The organism is Pseudomonas sp. TE3895 (assembly GCF_056278855.1).
In genome coordinates this window covers 900,732-916,212 of the sequence record NZ_JBWBQE010000001.1, presented here as the reverse complement: position 1 = coordinate 916,212, position 15,481 = coordinate 900,732, and the positions used below count along the sequence as shown (strand labels likewise).

The following is a 15,481-nucleotide window of genomic DNA, read 5'->3' as shown; positions in this document are numbered from 1 at the left end:
CCCGGGTCAGGGCGTCGGTAACGCGTCTTCGTTCAGGTAGGTCTGGGTAGCCGCTCCTTTGAGGATCAGTTGCGCCGCCTTTTCGGCGATCATCAGGGTGGGGGAACAGGTATTGCCGGACGTTATCTGCGGCATGATCGAAGCATCAGCGACACGAAGACCGGGGATGCCATGCACGCGCAGCTGGTTATCCACAACGTCCATGGCACCGTTGCCCATGCGGCAGGTACCGACCGGGTGGAAGATGGTGGTGCCGATCTTGCCAGCGGCCTCGAACAGTTCTTCCTCGCTTTGCAGCGCTGGGCCCGGCAAATATTCCTTGGGCTCGAAAGCGGCGAGGGCAGGGGCCTGGACGATGCGCCGGGTAAGGCGAATGGCATCGGCAGCAACCCGCAAGTCCTGCGGAGCACTGAGGTAATTGGGGTCGATCAGCGGCGTGCTGTTCATGTCGGTGCTGCAGATGTCGATGCGCCCGCGGCTGGCCGGGCGCAGGTTGCACACCGAGGCAGTAAAGGCCGGGAACTGATGCAACGGCTCACCGAAGCGTTCCAGTGACAGCGGCTGCACGTGATACTGAAGGTTGGCGGTGGCCTGTTCGGGGCTTGAACGCACGAACGCGCCTAATTGGCTCGGCGCCATGGCCAGCGGCCCGCTACGGTCGTAGAGGTAACGCAGGCCCATACCCATCTTGCCCCACAGGCTGTTGGCCATCTGGTTCAAGGTACGGGTGTTGCGGATCTGGTAGATCAGGCGCAGTTGCAGGTGGTCCTGCAAGTTGCCACCAACGCCTGGCATATCGTGGCGAACACCAATACCCAAGCTTTCCAGCAACTGACGCGGGCCGATGCCGGAGCGCTGGAGGATGCCCGGTGAACCAACTGCCCCAGCACAGAGAATGATCTCGCGGCGCGCCGCAAACTCATGCCAGGCCCCTTGCCAGAGCGCCTTCACTGCCCTTGCGCGGGTGTTGTCGAGCAGTACCTGGTCAACCTGCACGCCGGTCAGCACAGTGAGGTTGGCGCGATCCTTGATCGGCCGCAGGAAAGCTTTGGAAGCGTTCCAGCGCACACCACTGCGCTGGTTGACCTGAAAATATCCACAACCCTGGTTGTCGCCGGTGTTGAAATCGTCGACCTTGCCAATACCACTCTGCTCGGCGGCATCACGGAAAGCATCAAGGATCGGCCAGCTGTAGCGTTGGCGCTCGACCCGCCATTCGCCCTCCGCGCCGTGGTGCTCGCTGGCGCCGGCAAAGTGGTTTTCGCTGGCCTTGAACAGCGGTAACACATCTTTCCACGCCCAGCCGTCGTTGCCTTGCGCGGCCCAATGGTCATAGTCGGCGGCTTGGCCCCGCATGTAGATCATGCCGTTGATCGACGAACAGCCACCTAGCACCTTGCCCCTTGGATAACCCAAAGCGCGACCGCCGAGGCCAGGCTGTGCCTCGGTCTTGAAGCACCAGTCCGTGCGCGGGTTGCCGATGCAGTAGAGGTAACCAACGGGGATGTGGATCCAAGGATAATTGTCGCGGCCACCCGCCTCCAGCAGCAGCACGCGGCAGGAAGGGTCGGCGGACAAACGATTGGCCAGCAGGCATCCGGCAGGACCGGCCCCTACGACCACGTAGTCGAAGACAGAATCGGCTGATGGCATGTGCAACCTCGCGCCTGTTTTTTATTCTTGTCCCGATCCATCTTAGTGAGTAATTTCGTGGATGAAACACGAGATTTCGCGCAGCCGCTGTGCGTTTTAGCACAGTGGCAAGCCTGTACCGACCTTTTCGCGGGCTCGCCCGCACCTCAGGGATCACGTTACCTTCAGGGTGTTCACCGCACCTGTGGGGCATGCCCGTGAAGAGGCCGGAACGAACTGCCATAAAGGACAAGCATGTTCGACTGGAATGATCTGCGGTTTTTCCTCGAGTTGCAGCGCAGCGGCCGCCTGCTGACCGCCGCCAAGCGCCTGAACACTACCCACAGCACCGTGGCCCGGCATATCGAGAGCATCGAGCAGAGCCTGGGAACCGCGCTGTTCGTGCAACATGCCCAGGGGTACGAGCTGACCCCCTCGGGCCAAGCCCTGCTCAAGCATGCCGAAGCCATGGAAAACGTCGCCCTGCTGGCGCAGGAGGAAATCACCCAGGCCATCACCCCGCTGGGCAAGATTCGCCTGGGGGTAACCGAAGGCATTGGCATCATGTTCTTCACCCCGCGCATGAACGCGTTGTTCGAGCGCTACCCCGGCCTGGAGGTGGAACTGGTAGCGGTGCCGCGTTTCGTCAGCATCCTCAACCGCGAGGCAGAAATCAGCATCCATCTGGAGCGACCCAACGCCGACCTGCTGATCACCCGCAAACTCACCGACTACCGCCTGGCGCTATACGCCAGCCAGGACTACCTGGACCGCGCGCCACCACTGCGCCACCGCGAAGACCTGGCCCGGCACAGCTGGATCGGCTACGTTGACGATTTGCTGTTCAGCCAGGAACTGCTGTTTCTCAACAGTTTCTGCCGAGCACCCAACGTGGTGTTTCGCAGCACCAGCGTGATCGCCCAGCAAGCCGCCGCCCGCGCCGGGCTGGGCATCGCCGTGCTGCCCAACTACATGGCCCGCCACGACCCGACACTGGTGCGCGTGCTGCCGGGAGAAACCATCCAGCGCAGCTACTGGATCTGCACCCGCCGCGAGCTGCACAAGTCTGTGCGCCTGCGGGTGGTGTGGGACTACCTGCTGGCGTTGTGCGCGGCCGAACAAAGCGAGTTGCTAGCCGAGTAGTGCCTTGCCGGCCAACAACAGGGCAGCGGCCCAACCTGCCACGGCAAACATCTGCTGCAGACGCGGCCCGGCCAACCTGGCTGCCAAGGGTCGCGCCAGCAGCAGACCGAGCACCGCGCCGACGGCAAACGGGGCGCCAACCTGCCAGTGCATGACGCCCGCAAGGCTGGCGCTGACCACACTGCCGGTAGAGACCAAGGCAATCACCGCCAGCGAAGTGGAAACGATGCTGGCCATGCGCAGGTTGGTGTAGCGGTTCAGGGCAGGGATGATGACGAACCCCCCACCCACGCCGAGCAGGCCGGACAACAACCCGGACAAGGCACCCGTGAATGCCAATGCGCGCGCGCAGGGTAGGGTCCAGCGCAAACGCCCCTGCAACGGGTTCAGCACACACGGCTCGATAAAGCGATGAGCGTCATTGGCTTCGCCACGCAGTTCTTTGGCCGCCTTGCGCCATATGCGCAGGCAGGCATAAACCAGCACGCCAGCGAATACCACCTGCAACGGTGCATTCGGCAGGCGGTGCGCCAGCATCAGCCCGAACGGCGCTGCTGCCACACCAACCAACGCAATGAACAGCGCAGCCCGATAACGCACCAGCCCTTGACGCAAGCCCAGCACGGCACCAACCGCTGCAGCCAAACCTACAGCCAACAGGCCCACCGGTGCCGCTTCGACCATCGATAGCCCCAGGCCGAACACCAGCAAGGGTACTGCAAGAATGCCACCGCCTGCGCCGGTCAGCGCCAGCACTGCGCCGATGATTGCGCCCAGGCCCGCCCCTAACAGTTGATGCTCGATCACTGCCCACCCTCGGCTACCAGCTGCGGGCGTGCCAACCACTCGCGCCCCTTGAGCATGCCTTGCCAGTACAGCGGTGGCAGCGCCTGTGCCTTGAGCAGCCAGGCCAGACGTGTCGGCTTGCGGCCATCCAGTAACCAGTTAGGGAAGCTCGGTGCCAGCTTGCCGCCATAGGTGAACTCGGCCAGGACGATCTTGCCGCGCTCGACGGTAAGCGGGCACGAGCCATAGCCGTCGTACTGAGCCAGGGTCGCCAGCCTGCCCAGCGCCACCAGCACATTGTTGGCGACCACCGGTGCCTGCTTGCGCGCCGCAGCGGCGGTCTTGGCATTGCTGGTGTTAGCCACGTCACCCAAGGCATGAACGTTGGTGTATTTGCGATGGCGCAGGGTATGCGGATCGACGTCAACCCAGCCGGAGCTATCAGCCAAGGGGCTTTCGCGAATGAAGTCTGGCGCCACCTGTGGCGGTACCACGTGCAGCATGTCGAAGGCCTCGATGCGCGTTTCGCTGCTGCCATCGGGCAGGGTACGCAAGAATGTAGCGCGCTTTCCCGGGCCGTCTACGGCAACCAACCTGTGGGAGAAGTTGAGGTCGACGGCGTATTTTTCGATGTACTTCATCAGCGCGGGCACGTAATCCGCGACACCGAACAGTACGGCACCCGCATTGTAGAAGCTGGCTTTCACCGCCCCCAAATGGCCATGGCGCAGCCAGTGGTCGCAAGACAGATACAGCGCCTTCTGTGGTGCACCGGCGCACTTGATCGGCATGGGCGGCTGGCTGAACACCGCGCGTCCTTGCTTGAGCTTTTGCACCAGTTCCCAGGTATAGGGTGCCAGGTCGTAGCGGTAGTTGGAGGTGACACCGTTGCGGCCCAGGGTCTCGCTGAGCCCATCGATGGCCGCCCAGTCCAGCTTGAGGCCGGGGCAGACGATCAGCTGTTCATAGCTGATGGCGCGAGCATCATCGAGGATGACCAACTGGCCCAACGGGTCGAATCCTTTTACCCGCGCCTTGACCCAGCGCACACCGCGAGGAATGGTCGACGCCATGGTGCGAGCAGTGCTGGGTGCCTTGAACACACCGGCACCGACCATGGTCCAGCCGGGTTGGTAGTAGTGCACTTCGGCAGGGTCGATCAAGGCGACGTCCAACGATGGGTCGCGGCTGATCAGGCTGGAAGCAGTGGCGATCCCGGCGGCACCGGCACCGACGATGACCACCTTGTGGTGGTCGGTATTGGTAGGGGACAACAAGGCAGGCATGGCGGTAAATCCTGGAAATCTGATTATGGGGGCAGGGCGCTTACAGCTTGTTCAGCGGGATCTTCAGATAGCTCACGCCGTTCGCCTCCGGAGGAGGTAGCTGGCCGCTACGCATGTTCACCTGCACCGAAGGCAGGATCAGCACGGGCATTTCGAGCGTCTTGTCGCGGGCTTCGCGCATGGCAACGAAGCTGTCCTCATCGATACCCTGATGGATGTGAATGTTGTGGGCGCGCTGCTCGGCGACAGTAGTGACGTACTGCATGTCGCGGCCACCCGGCAGGTAGTCGTGGCACATGAACAACCGAGTCTGGTCGGGGAAAGCCAGCAGGCGACGGATTGAGCGGTACAAGGTGCGGGCATCGGCCCCGGGGAAGTCGCAGCGCGCGGTGCCATAGTCGGGCATGAACAAGGTGTCTCCAACGAACACCGCGATCTCGCCGGCATCTTCGATCATGAAACTCATGCACGCGGGTGTGTGCCCAGGCGTGTGCAACGCACGGGCCTGAAGGTTGCCAATACGGAAACCTTCCTCGTCTTCGAGCAGTACATCGAACTGGCTGCCATCACGGGCGAAGCCGGGCTCTGCGTTGAACAAGGCGCCAAACACTTTCTGCACCTGGGTAATGTGCGCGCCAATTGCGGTATGGCCGCCCAGCTTTTCTTTCAGGTAGGCAGCGGCTGAAAGGTGGTCAGCGTGCACATGGGTTTCCAACACCCACCGCACGCTGGCATTCAGCTCGTTCACACGCTCGATCAGGCGATCAGCCGAAGCGCTGCAGGTGCGCCCGGACTTGGGGTCGTAATCCAGCACGCTGTCGATCAATGCGCATTGTCGGGTTTCACGGTCCATGACCAGGTAGCTGATGGTCGAGGTCGCCTCGTCGTAGAAGGCGTCCACGTGAAGGTTGTTGCCGATGATCATCACGTTCTCCAATTTATCCGCCCCGCCTTGTACAGGCGTAGGCAGTGACAGGAGCTTTATCAAGATGCATGCCAGGCTTTTTGCCACTCACTGGCCAGTAAAACCGGCCAGTTGCAGACAGCTGCGGGCAAAACTGGCAGCCCAGGTGGCAGTCGACTGACAGCCAATGGCAGTGTTTGGCAGTCCTTGTTACCCTGCGTCGGTCATCCATACGGTGCCGACATGCCTGAAGCCCATCCCCTCATCCTAGCTCTGGTTTCCTACCTCGAGCACGATGCCCTTCCGACCATCGTGTTGGACACCGACTACAACATCCTCGCCGCCAATGCGGCCTATCGCCGTCAGTTTGGCCAGCATGATCAGGCCCCACTGGGCGAGAAGTGCCACAGGGTTTCGCACCACTACGCTGTGCCGTGCGACCAGGCTGGCGAACATTGCCCGATGCGCAAGGCGTGGGACAGCAAGGTACCGGAGCGGGTATTGCACATTCATCACACACCACGCGGCCCGGAGCATGTGGATGTGGAGTTGCGGCCGATCCTGGATGAGCAGGGCAAGGTAGTTGCCTTTGTCGAACGCCTCACCACCATCACCCTCGCTTCGGCGCAGCCACAGGAGCAAGGGTTGGTCGGCCGCGCGCCAACCTTCAAGGCCGCGCTGGCCAGCCTGCAGCGTGCGGCACCGGCGCAGATCCCGGTGTTGTTGCAGGGGGAGTCGGGGACCGGCAAGGAGCTGTTCGCCCGCGCAGTGCACATGGGCAGCCCCAGGGCCAACGGCCCACTGGTGGTGGTCGACTGCACCGGCCTGACCGAGTCGTTGTTCGAGAGTGAACTGTTCGGCTATGAGAAGGGCGCGTTCACCGGGGCGAATCAGCGCAAGATCGGCTTGGCCGAGGCGGCGCATGGCGGCACCCTGTTCCTCGATGAAATTGGTGAAGTGCCGCTGGCGATGCAGGTGAAGTTGCTGCGCCTGATAGAGTCCGGGAGTTTCCGTCCCGTGGGCAGCCTGCGCACTGTGCATTCGGATTTCCGCCTGATATCGGCCACCCATAAACCACTTAAACAAATGGTCGCGGATGGCTCCTTCCGGGAAGACCTGTATTACCGCATCAGCGGCTTCCCGATTCGTCTGCCTGCATTGCGCGAACGGGTGGAAGATCTGCCGCTGCTCGCACAGAGCCTGCTGCAGCGCATGGCCGGCCAGCCGACGCCCAGGCTGAGTGAAGACGCCTTGCAGCAACTTGCGTTGCATCCGTTTCCGGGCAATATCCGCGAACTGCGCAACATTCTTGAACGCGCGCGTTTGTTTGCCGATGACGGTGTGATCAGGCCAGAGCATTTACCGGAAGACACCGGGCTGACTGGCGCGGCTAAAGGAAGCGGCCGTCGCAATGACTTGGGTGAGCTGGCGCAGGCGCTGGAGCAGTTCAAAGGCTCGCGCAGTGAACTGGCCAGTCATCTTGGCATGAGTGAACGCACGCTGTATCGCCGCTTGAAAGCGCTCGGGCTGAACTGAAAGAACGCCAGACTTTACCGGACCTTTACCTGCGCCCTGACATTGAAAGGGAAAAATCGTGGTCTGATCAGTTAACCGAACCTGGCAATCATTACTTGCCAGGCGATTACAGGCAGAGGACCGCATCAAATGAAGAAAACCCTAACCGTGATCTGCGCCGCGCTCATGTTCAGCACACCGCTGGCAAGCTTCGCGCAACCGGGCCCGCCTGATCGGCATGATGGCGGCCCATCGCACCAAGGCAACCCGCCACAGGGTCAACCACAGCACCAGGGCCGACATGACAATGGCCGCGGTCCTGCTTACCGTGATCCAAACTTCCGCCCACAACAAGGCATGCCGATACCTCATAAGCAGTGGCAGCGGGGTCATGCCGTTGATCCACATTACCGTGGAGACCGTTACTGGGTAACTGACTGGAAAGCGCGCCACCTGTATGCGCCACCTCGTGATCATCGTTGGCTGTATGTGAATGGCGACTATGTGCTGGTGGCCATTGCCAGCGGTGTGATCGTGAACATTCTCACCGGCTACTGATTTTTTGCAGGCACTAAAAAGCCCGCATCAGCGGGCTTCTTAGTGTCTGGCGAATTACACCTGATCAGAAGTCCAGGTTCGACACCGACAGCGCGTTACTTTCGATGAAGTCACGACGCGGCTCGACCGCATCACCCATCAGGGTGTTGAAGATCTGGTCAGCTGCGATGGCATCTTCGATAGTGACCTTGAGCATACGGCGAACGGTCGGGTCCATGGTGGTTTCCCACAGTTGGTCCGGGTTCATTTCACCCAGCCCTTTGTATCGCTGAATCGTATGGCGCTTGGTGGTCTCGTTCATCAGCCAATCCAGGCCCTCTTTGAACTCGACGATTGCCTTGCGGCGTTCACCGCGCTGCACGTACGCACCTTCACCCAACAGGCTCGAAAGCTTGGCACCAATGTTGACTACGGTACGGTAGTCATTGCTGCCGAAGAAATCGCGGTTGAAGGTGATGTAGCTGGCCAGACCGTGAGAGGTAATTTCCACTTCAGGCAGCCATACGTTGCGCTCTTTGTCTTCACGCAGGCTGGCGTTGTAAGCCAGGCCAGACTTCTGGCTGGAGTTCAGACGCGCCTGGAACTGGGCCAGCCAGGCCTGCATCACTGCGTGGTCACCCAACTGCTCCAGGGTCACCTCAGGCAGGTAGACGAAGTGCTCAGTCAGCTCTTCCGGGTACAAGCGCGACAGGCGCTTGAGAGTCTTCATGACACTACGGAACTCATTCACCAGCGCTTCCAGCTGCACACCGGAAACTGCTGGCGCCGATTCGTCCAGGTGCAGGCTGGCATCTTCCAGAGCCGACTGGGTCATGTACTCTTCCATGGCCTCATCGTCCTTGATGTACTGCTCCTGCTTGCCTCGTTTCACCTTGTACAGCGGCGGCTGGGCAATATAGATGTAGCCACGCTCGACCAGCTCCGGCAGCTGACGGAAGAAGAAGGTCAGCAGCAGCGTACGGATGTGCGAACCGTCAACGTCAGCATCGGTCATGATGATGATGTTGTGATAACGCAGTTTGTCGATGTTGTACTCTTCACGGCCGATACCACAGCCCAGCGCAGTGATCAGCGTGCCCACTTCCTGGGACGAAATCATCTTGTCGAAGCGCGCTTTCTCAACGTTGAGGATTTTACCCTTCAGCGGCAAGATCGCCTGGGTACGACGGTTGCGGCCTTGCTTGGCCGAGCCACCCGCAGAGTCACCCTCCACCAGGTACAGTTCGGAGAGAGCAGGATCCTTCTCTTGGCAGTCGGCCAGTTTGCCCGGCAGACCCGCGATATCCAGCGCACCTTTACGGCGGGTCATTTCACGGGCTTTACGGGCGGCTTCACGGGCGCGAGCCGCGTCGATCATCTTGCCAACGACGGCCTTCGCCTCGTTCGGGTTTTCCAAGAGGAAATCGGCGAAGTACTTGTTCATCTCCTGTTCCACGGCGGTTTTCACCTCCGAGGAGACCAGCTTGTCCTTGGTCTGCGAGCTGAACTTCGGGTCCGGTACCTTCACCGAGATGATTGCGGTCAGGCCTTCACGGGCGTCGTCGCCAGTGGTTGCCACCTTGTTCTTCTTGGCCAGGCCTTCCTGCTCAATGTAGCTGTTAAGGCTACGGGTCAGCGAGGAACGGAAGCCCACCAGGTGGGTGCCGCCATCTCGCTGCGGAATATTGTTGGTAAAGCACAGCAGGTTTTCGTTGAAGCTGTCGTTCCATTGCAGGGCGACTTCAACACCCACGCCATCGTCACGCTGAACGTTGAAGTGAAAAACCTGAGAGTTGACCGGCGTCTTGTTGGTGTTCAAGTACTCGACGAACGCACGCAGACCGCCTTCGTACTTGAAGAACTCTTCCTTACCGCTGCGCTCATCCTTCAGCAGAATGCCAACGCCCGAGTTGAGGAACGACAGCTCGCGGATGCGCTTGGCCAGGATGTCCCAGCTGAAGTGAATGTTCTTGAAGGTTTCAGCCGATGGCTTGAAGTGGATGTGGGTACCCGTGGATTCACTGTCACCGACAACCGCCATGGGCGCTTGTGGAACACCGTGAACGTAAGTCTGTTCCCAGATCTTGCCGCTACGGCGAACGGTCAGAACCAGCTTCTCGGACAGGGCGTTCACAACCGACACACCTACACCGTGCAGACCGCCGGATACTTTGTAGGAGTTGTCGTCGAACTTACCGCCGGCGTGCAGCACAGTCATGATGACCTCGGCTGCGGAAACGCCTTCTTCCTTATGCACATCGACCGGAATGCCGCGACCGTTGTCGCGCACACTGATAGATTCGTCCGGATGGATGATGACAGTGATGTCATCGCAGTGACCGGCGAGGGCTTCGTCGATCGAGTTGTCGACCACCTCGAAGACCATGTGGTGCAGGCCACTACCATCATCGGTGTCGCCAATGTACATGCCGGGACGCTTGCGTACGGCATCCAAACCTTTCAGCACCTTGATGCTGGAGGAGTCGTACGTTTGATTTTCGCTCATGCCTTCACTCCCGATGGTCGTGGGTCTGGGTGATACGGCCTTGTTCCACGTGGAACAAAGCAACTGGCGTTTCCGTCTGCCAGCCTTCCCTCAGTAATTCGTGATCTACACAGGTGATGAACACCTGGCAGCGTAATTCTTCAAGCAAGCGGCACAGTGCGCGGCGATGCTGGTCATCCAGTTCGGACGGCAAGTCATCCACGAGATAAATACAGTGACCGCGGCGAGCCTGACTAACGAGGTGGCCTTGGGCAATGCGCAATGCGCATACCACCAACTTTTGCTGACCACGCGACAGGATGTCGGCTGCGTTGTTGCCAGCCAACCGCAAACGCAGATCAGCACGCTGCGGACCGGCTTGGGTATGGCCCATCTGCTGATCGCGAAGGAGGGAGGAGGCGAGCACTTCTTGCAGTTCCCGGTCCTTGTCCCAGCCTCGGTAGTAGCTCAGGGTCAACCCGTCCAGCTCGACCAGTTCGCTCAGGGTTCGCTCGAAGACGGGCTTCAAGGCCTTGATGTAGTTGCGACGGTATTCATCTATTTCCGCGCTAGCCAGGCACAATTCCCGGTCCCAGGCGGCTTGCGAAGCTGGGTCAAGTGTACCATGACGCAACCATGAGTTCCGCTGCCGCAGCGCCTTCTGAAGGCGTTGCCAGGCTGGCAGAAAACGAGGTTCCACGTGGAACACCCCCCAGTCCAGAAACTGGCGGCGTATTTTTGGGGCACCTTCAAGCAGCCGGAAACTGTCTGGGTTGATGAGCTGGAGCGGCAGTAACTCAGCCAATTGCGCGGCGCTGCGCGCATTCTGCCCATCGATGCGGATAGTAAACTCCCCTTGTCGCTCACGGGACACACCCAGGTTGCTCGTACCACCCTCCGTCAGCTGAACCTCGCCGAAAACAGTACAGGCAGCCTGTTCGTACTGAATAACCGGATTCAGGCGGGTGCTGCGAAATGAACGGGCCAGGCCGAGCAAATGCACGGCTTCGAGCACGCTGGTCTTGCCGCTGCCGTTGGAGCCGTAAAGGATGTTGATGCGGGGGGAGGGTAAGAGTGTCACCGGGTGCAAGTTGCGCACCGCGGTGACCATGATACGTCGAAGGGACATTTCGCCTGCTACAGGTTACAGGCGCATCGGCATGACAACGTAGGAAGAATCGTCATTGCCAGCTTCCTGCAGCAGCGCACTGCTGTTTGAATCGGACAGGATCAGACGAACTTGCTCAGTAGTCATCACGCCCAGCACGTCCAGCAAATAGCTGACGTTGAAACCGATCTCCAGTGAGCTACCTTCGTAGTCCACGCTGATTTCTTCTTCAGCTTCTTCCTGCTCGGGGTTGTTAGCCTGGATCTTCAGTTGACCGGCAGCCAGCTGCAGGCGAATACCGCGGTACTTTTCGTTGGAAAGAATTGCAGTACGGCTGAAGGCTTCACGCAGCGCCTGACGGTCTCCGACGACCAGCTTGTCACCGCCTTTGGGCAGTACGCGCTCGTAGTCCGGGAACTTGCCGTCCACCAGCTTGGAGGTAAAGGTGAACTCGCCGGTAGTGGCGCGGATGTGATGCTGGCCCAGCACGATGCTGACCATACCTTCAGGATCGGTCAGCAGGCGCGCCAACTCCAGGATACCTTTACGCGGCACGATGACCTGGTGTCGATCCTCCTGCTCGATCGGCGCGCTCATCGAGCAAAGCGCCAGGCGGTGACCGTCGGTGGATACGGCGCGCAACGTGTTGCGGGAAACCTCAAGCAGCATGCCGTTGAGGTAATAGCGCACATCCTGCTGGGCCATGGCGAAGCTGGTTCGCTCGATCAGGCGGCGCAGCTTGCTCTGCTCCAGGTTGCAGGTCAGCGAACCCGGGCCTTCTTCCACAGTCGGGAAGTCATTGGCAGGCAGGGTCGACAGGGTGAAGCGGCTGCGGCCGGCCTTTACCAACAATTTCTGCTCATCGACCTTGATATCGATCAGGGCGTCGTTAGGCAGGCTTTTGCAGATGTCCATCAGCTTGCGCGCCGGAACAGTGATCTCGCCAGGCTCGGCCGGCTCTTCCAGTTGCACGCGGCCTACCAGCTCGACTTCCAGGTCGGTACCGGTCAACGACAGTTGCTGGCCTTGTACGACCAGCAATACGTTGGACAGGACCGGCAAGGTCTGACGGCGCTCGACGACACCGGCGACCAGTTGCAGGGGTTTCAACAGGGCTTCGCGTTGAATGGTGAAATGCATGGTCTAGTCCCTTGCCTTCAATTAGCTGCGCAGACGGCCATCAGGTCGTCAGCGTCCGCAGCAGGTTCTTGTAGTCCTCGCGGATGTCCGCGTCGGATTCCTTCAGTTCATTGATTTTGCGGCAGGCGTGCAGCACGGTCGTATGGTCGCGACCACCGAACATGTCGCCGATTTCCGGCAGACTGTGGTTGGTCAACTCCTTGGACAGGGCCATGGCTACCTGACGCGGGCGCGCGACAGAACGCGAACGACGCTTGGACAACAGATCGGAGATCTTGATCTTGTAGTACTCAGCGACGGTACGCTGAATGTTATCCACACTGACCAGTTTGTCTTGCAGCGCCAACAGATCCTTGAGCGATTCACGAATCAGCTCGATGGTGATGTCACGCCCCATGAAGTGCGAGTGAGCAATAACCCGCTTCAGTGCACCTTCCAGCTCACGGACGTTGGACCGGATGCGCTGAGCGATGAAAAAGGCTGCGTCATGGGGGAGCTCGACTTTGGCCTGGTCGGCCTTCTTCATCAGGATCGCTACGCGGGTCTCCAGCTCTGGCGGCTCGACAGCCACCGTCAGGCCCCAACCAAAGCGCGACTTCAGACGCTCTTCCAGGCCTTCGATTTCCTTGGGATAGCGGTCAGAGGTAAGGATTACCTGCTGGCCACCCTCAAGCAAGGCGTTGAAGGTGTGGAAAAACTCTTCTTGCGAGCGCTCTTTGCGAGCGAAGAACTGGATATCGTCGATCAGCAAAGCGTCCACCGAGCGGTAGAAGCGCTTGAATTCGTTGATGGCATTGAGTTGCAACGCTTTGACCATGTCCGCGACGAAACGCTCCGAATGCAGGTACACCACCTTGGCGTTCGGATTCTTCTTCAGCAGATGGTTACCCACAGCATGCATAAGGTGGGTTTTACCCAAACCCACACCGCCATAAAGGAACAGTGGGTTGTAGCCATGCTTAGGGTTGTCCGCAACCTGCCAGGCAGCCGCGCGGGCGAGCTGGTTCGACTTACCTTCGACGAAAGTGTCAAAGGTAAAGGTCCGGTTCAGGTAACTGGTGTGCTTGAGCGCACCTTCAACCTGCACGGTGCGCTGTTCAGCCCGGCCACCACTGGGCGGCGCAGCAGCAGGCTCGGCCATGGCATCAAAGCTGTCACGCGAAGACGTCTCGACCAGTACAGGCTCGGCCGCAGCCACGGCAACGGGTTCAACCGCTGCTGCCGGAGCCGTCTTGTGTGCCTGAGTCTGCGCCAGCGAAGCCGCAACGGCAGCGCTGACCGGCGCGTTGGGCGCAGCCCTTGGGGCCGAGCTGCGACGGCTACCTATTAATAAGGAAAGGGCTGGTGCAATGCCGCTACCGTTCTCACCCAACAGCTCGAGCAAACGACCCAGGTACTTTTCATTGACCCAATCGAGAACGAAACGGTTAGGCGCATAGACGCGCAACTCGTCGCCTTCGGCTTCGACCTGTAGCGGACGGATCCAGGTGTTGAATTGCTGGGCAGGCAGTTCATCGCGCAGAAGCTCCACGCACTGCTGCCAAAGTTCCACTGACACGGATATCCCCTGAGTTTGAAAGCCGGATGAGGCAAAAACAAACCGCCATTGTACCGGTCGAGCGTTCAGTTATCCACATGTGGACACGTTAGGAACCACGACAAAACAGCCATTTATCGACCAAAACGACTTTTCGCCTCTGTGAATAAGCCCTGTGGATAAACGCCCATGAGGGCTATGCACAACCCCAGCCCTTAGCCTGTTGATAACTCCGCTGTGGATAACAGGTGTTTTCATCCACAGCTTTCGCTCACGATGGGAACAAGCGCAGCACGGGTTCAGAACAAAGTTGTAAAACTCTGTACACCCCGTAATTCATGGGCTAGCGCAGGTTATCCACAGAAGGTTATCCACTTAAGAGTTATAAGTTCTTCAAAAAAGCTTTTTATATGTCTCTTCTTTTTTTTCATGTTGTCCCCGATCCGTGTGTCCGATCAAGCACCCCTTGGGCACTGATCAACAGGCACCGTCCATCACATGCTCTATATGGAAAGACTGGTTGGAAATTGACCTATGGGCTTGCTTTCTCTAGAATCGCCGGTCTCTTAAAAAGGGGGCCATCCCGGCCCGTCGTCGACAAACCAGGTAACACGCCATGAAACGTACTTTCCAACCAAGCACCATCAAGCGCGCCCGCACCCACGGTTTCCGTGCCCGTATGGCTACCAAGAACGGCCGTGCTGTTCTGTCGCGTCGTCGTGCCAAAGGCCGTAAGCGTCTGGCCATTTGATTTTTCGGCACAGGTGGTGAGTCAGGACTTCAGTCGGGAAAAGCGACTGCTTACACCCCGGCATTTCAAAGCGGTCTTCGACTCCCCAACCGGCAAGGTTCCAGGGAAAAACCTGCTGATCCTTGCTCGCGAGAACGGCCTCGATCACCCACGCCTTGGCTTGGTAATCGGCAAGAAGAGTGTCAAGCTCGCCGTTCAACGCAACCGCCTCAAGCGCTTGATGCGCGATTCCTTTCGTCTGAACCAGCAATTGCTTGCCGGCCTGGACATCGTGATCGTCGCGCGCAAGGGATTGGGTGAGATAGAAAACCCGGAATTGCACCAACACTTTGGCAAACTCTGGAAACGCCTGGCGCGCAGCCGGCCGACACCAGCAGTCACCGCCAATTCCGCAGGGGTAGACAGCCAAGATGCGTAAACTGGCACTCGTTCCGATCCAGTTTTACCGTTACGCCATTAGTCCTCTGATGGCCAATCACTGTCGGTTTTTCCCCAGTTGCTCCTGTTACGCGTATGAAGCCATCGAAAACCATGGCATCTGGCGTGGTGGGTGGCTGGCCGTTCGTCGCCTGGGGCGTTGTCATCCGTGGAATGACGGCGGTTTCGACCCCGTTCCACCCGCTCCTTCCTCCCGAACTTCTTCGATAGCCGAGTAAT

14 protein-coding genes are annotated in these 15,481 nt (G+C 59.5%); 6 read left to right on the top strand and 8 right to left on the bottom strand.

Annotated features, from left to right (window positions below; genetic code table 11):
- Window positions 1-6 precede the first annotated feature (6 nt).
- Window positions 7-1,653 (bottom strand): GMC family oxidoreductase, encoded by a 1,647-nt coding sequence (locus ACZ889_RS04070; protein ID WP_274082815.1) that lies wholly within the window; start codon window positions 1,651-1,653, stop codon window positions 7-9.
- Between the two features lie 234 nt (window positions 1,654-1,887).
- Between ACZ889_RS04070 and ACZ889_RS04065 the strand changes: the two genes are divergently transcribed.
- Window positions 1,888-2,775: a LysR family transcriptional regulator gene (locus ACZ889_RS04065; RefSeq protein WP_014589207.1), complete on the top strand. Its 888-nt coding sequence runs from the start codon at window positions 1,888-1,890 to the stop codon at window positions 2,773-2,775.
- Here the strand turns inward: ACZ889_RS04065 and ACZ889_RS04060 are convergent.
- Genes ACZ889_RS04060 through ACZ889_RS04050 form a run of 3 tightly spaced genes read right to left on the bottom strand, consistent with a single transcriptional unit; the run spans window position 2,764 to window position 5,772 of the window.
- Window positions 2,764-3,582: a sulfite exporter TauE/SafE family protein gene (locus ACZ889_RS04060; RefSeq protein ID WP_014589206.1), complete on the bottom strand. Its 819-nt coding sequence runs from the start codon at window positions 3,580-3,582 to the stop codon at window positions 2,764-2,766. The genes ACZ889_RS04065 and ACZ889_RS04060 overlap by 12 nt on opposite strands.
- The gene (locus ACZ889_RS04055) at window positions 3,579-4,847 is read right to left on the bottom strand and encodes an NAD(P)/FAD-dependent oxidoreductase (protein WP_476257187.1); all 1,269 of its coding nucleotides are present in this window, start codon (window positions 4,845-4,847) and stop codon (window positions 3,579-3,581) included. Before ACZ889_RS04055 ends, ACZ889_RS04060 begins: the two co-directional genes overlap by 4 nt.
- Window positions 4,848-4,887: 40 nt before the next feature.
- Window positions 4,888-5,772, bottom strand: coding sequence for an MBL fold metallo-hydrolase (locus tag ACZ889_RS04050; RefSeq protein WP_010951461.1), 885 nt, complete (start codon window positions 5,770-5,772; stop codon window positions 4,888-4,890).
- A gap of 222 nt (window positions 5,773-5,994) precedes the next feature.
- On the opposite strand from ACZ889_RS04050, the gene ACZ889_RS04045 reads away from it, so the two are divergent.
- Both ACZ889_RS04045 and ACZ889_RS04040 read left to right on the top strand, forming a co-directional pair.
- Window positions 5,995-7,287, top strand: a complete 1,293-nt coding sequence (locus tag ACZ889_RS04045) for a sigma-54 interaction domain-containing protein (protein WP_180689055.1) — start codon at window positions 5,995-5,997, stop codon at window positions 7,285-7,287.
- A gap of 129 nt (window positions 7,288-7,416) precedes the next feature.
- Window positions 7,417-7,824 (top strand): RcnB family protein, encoded by a 408-nt coding sequence (locus tag ACZ889_RS04040; RefSeq protein WP_180689056.1) that lies wholly within the window; start codon window positions 7,417-7,419, stop codon window positions 7,822-7,824.
- Window positions 7,825-7,888: 64 nt separating this feature from the next.
- On the opposite strand, the gene gyrB is transcribed toward ACZ889_RS04040, so the two are convergent.
- From gyrB to dnaA, 4 genes are read right to left on the bottom strand one after another with little or no spacing between them, the layout of a single operon-like run.
- The gene (gene gyrB / locus ACZ889_RS04035; protein ID WP_064491469.1) at window positions 7,889-10,309 is read right to left on the bottom strand and encodes a DNA topoisomerase (ATP-hydrolyzing) subunit B; all 2,421 of its coding nucleotides are present in this window, start codon (window positions 10,307-10,309) and stop codon (window positions 7,889-7,891) included.
- A 4-nt stretch (window positions 10,310-10,313) separates the two neighbouring features.
- Window positions 10,314-11,417, bottom strand: a complete 1,104-nt coding sequence (recF, locus tag ACZ889_RS04030) for a DNA replication/repair protein RecF (protein WP_011953076.1) — start codon at window positions 11,415-11,417, stop codon at window positions 10,314-10,316.
- A 15-nt stretch (window positions 11,418-11,432) separates the two neighbouring features.
- Window positions 11,433-12,536 carry a DNA polymerase III subunit beta gene (dnaN, locus tag ACZ889_RS04025; protein WP_003253156.1) on the bottom strand — a complete coding sequence of 368 codons (1,104 nt, stop codon included), beginning with the start codon at window positions 12,534-12,536 and terminating at the stop codon, window positions 11,433-11,435.
- Window positions 12,537-12,576: 40 nt separating this feature from the next.
- Window positions 12,577-14,094, bottom strand: a complete 1,518-nt coding sequence (dnaA, locus tag ACZ889_RS04020) for a chromosomal replication initiator protein DnaA (protein ID WP_003253158.1) — start codon at window positions 14,092-14,094, stop codon at window positions 12,577-12,579.
- Between the two features lie 595 nt (window positions 14,095-14,689).
- On the opposite strand from dnaA, the gene rpmH reads away from it, so the two are divergent.
- Genes rpmH through yidD form a run of 3 tightly spaced genes read left to right on the top strand, consistent with a single transcriptional unit; the run spans window position 14,690 to window position 15,480 of the window.
- Window positions 14,690-14,824: a 50S ribosomal protein L34 gene (gene rpmH / locus ACZ889_RS04015; RefSeq protein WP_003253163.1), complete on the top strand. Its 135-nt coding sequence runs from the start codon at window positions 14,690-14,692 to the stop codon at window positions 14,822-14,824.
- A gap of 13 nt (window positions 14,825-14,837) precedes the next feature.
- Entirely contained in the window at window positions 14,838-15,242 is a 405-nt protein-coding gene (gene rnpA / locus ACZ889_RS04010) for a ribonuclease P protein component (RefSeq protein WP_003253166.1), read from the top strand.
- Entirely contained in the window at window positions 15,235-15,480 is a 246-nt protein-coding gene (gene yidD, locus ACZ889_RS04005; protein ID WP_003253169.1) for a membrane protein insertion efficiency factor YidD, read from the top strand. The genes rnpA and yidD overlap by 8 nt, the downstream gene beginning before the upstream one ends.
- Window position 15,481 lies beyond the last annotated feature (1 nt).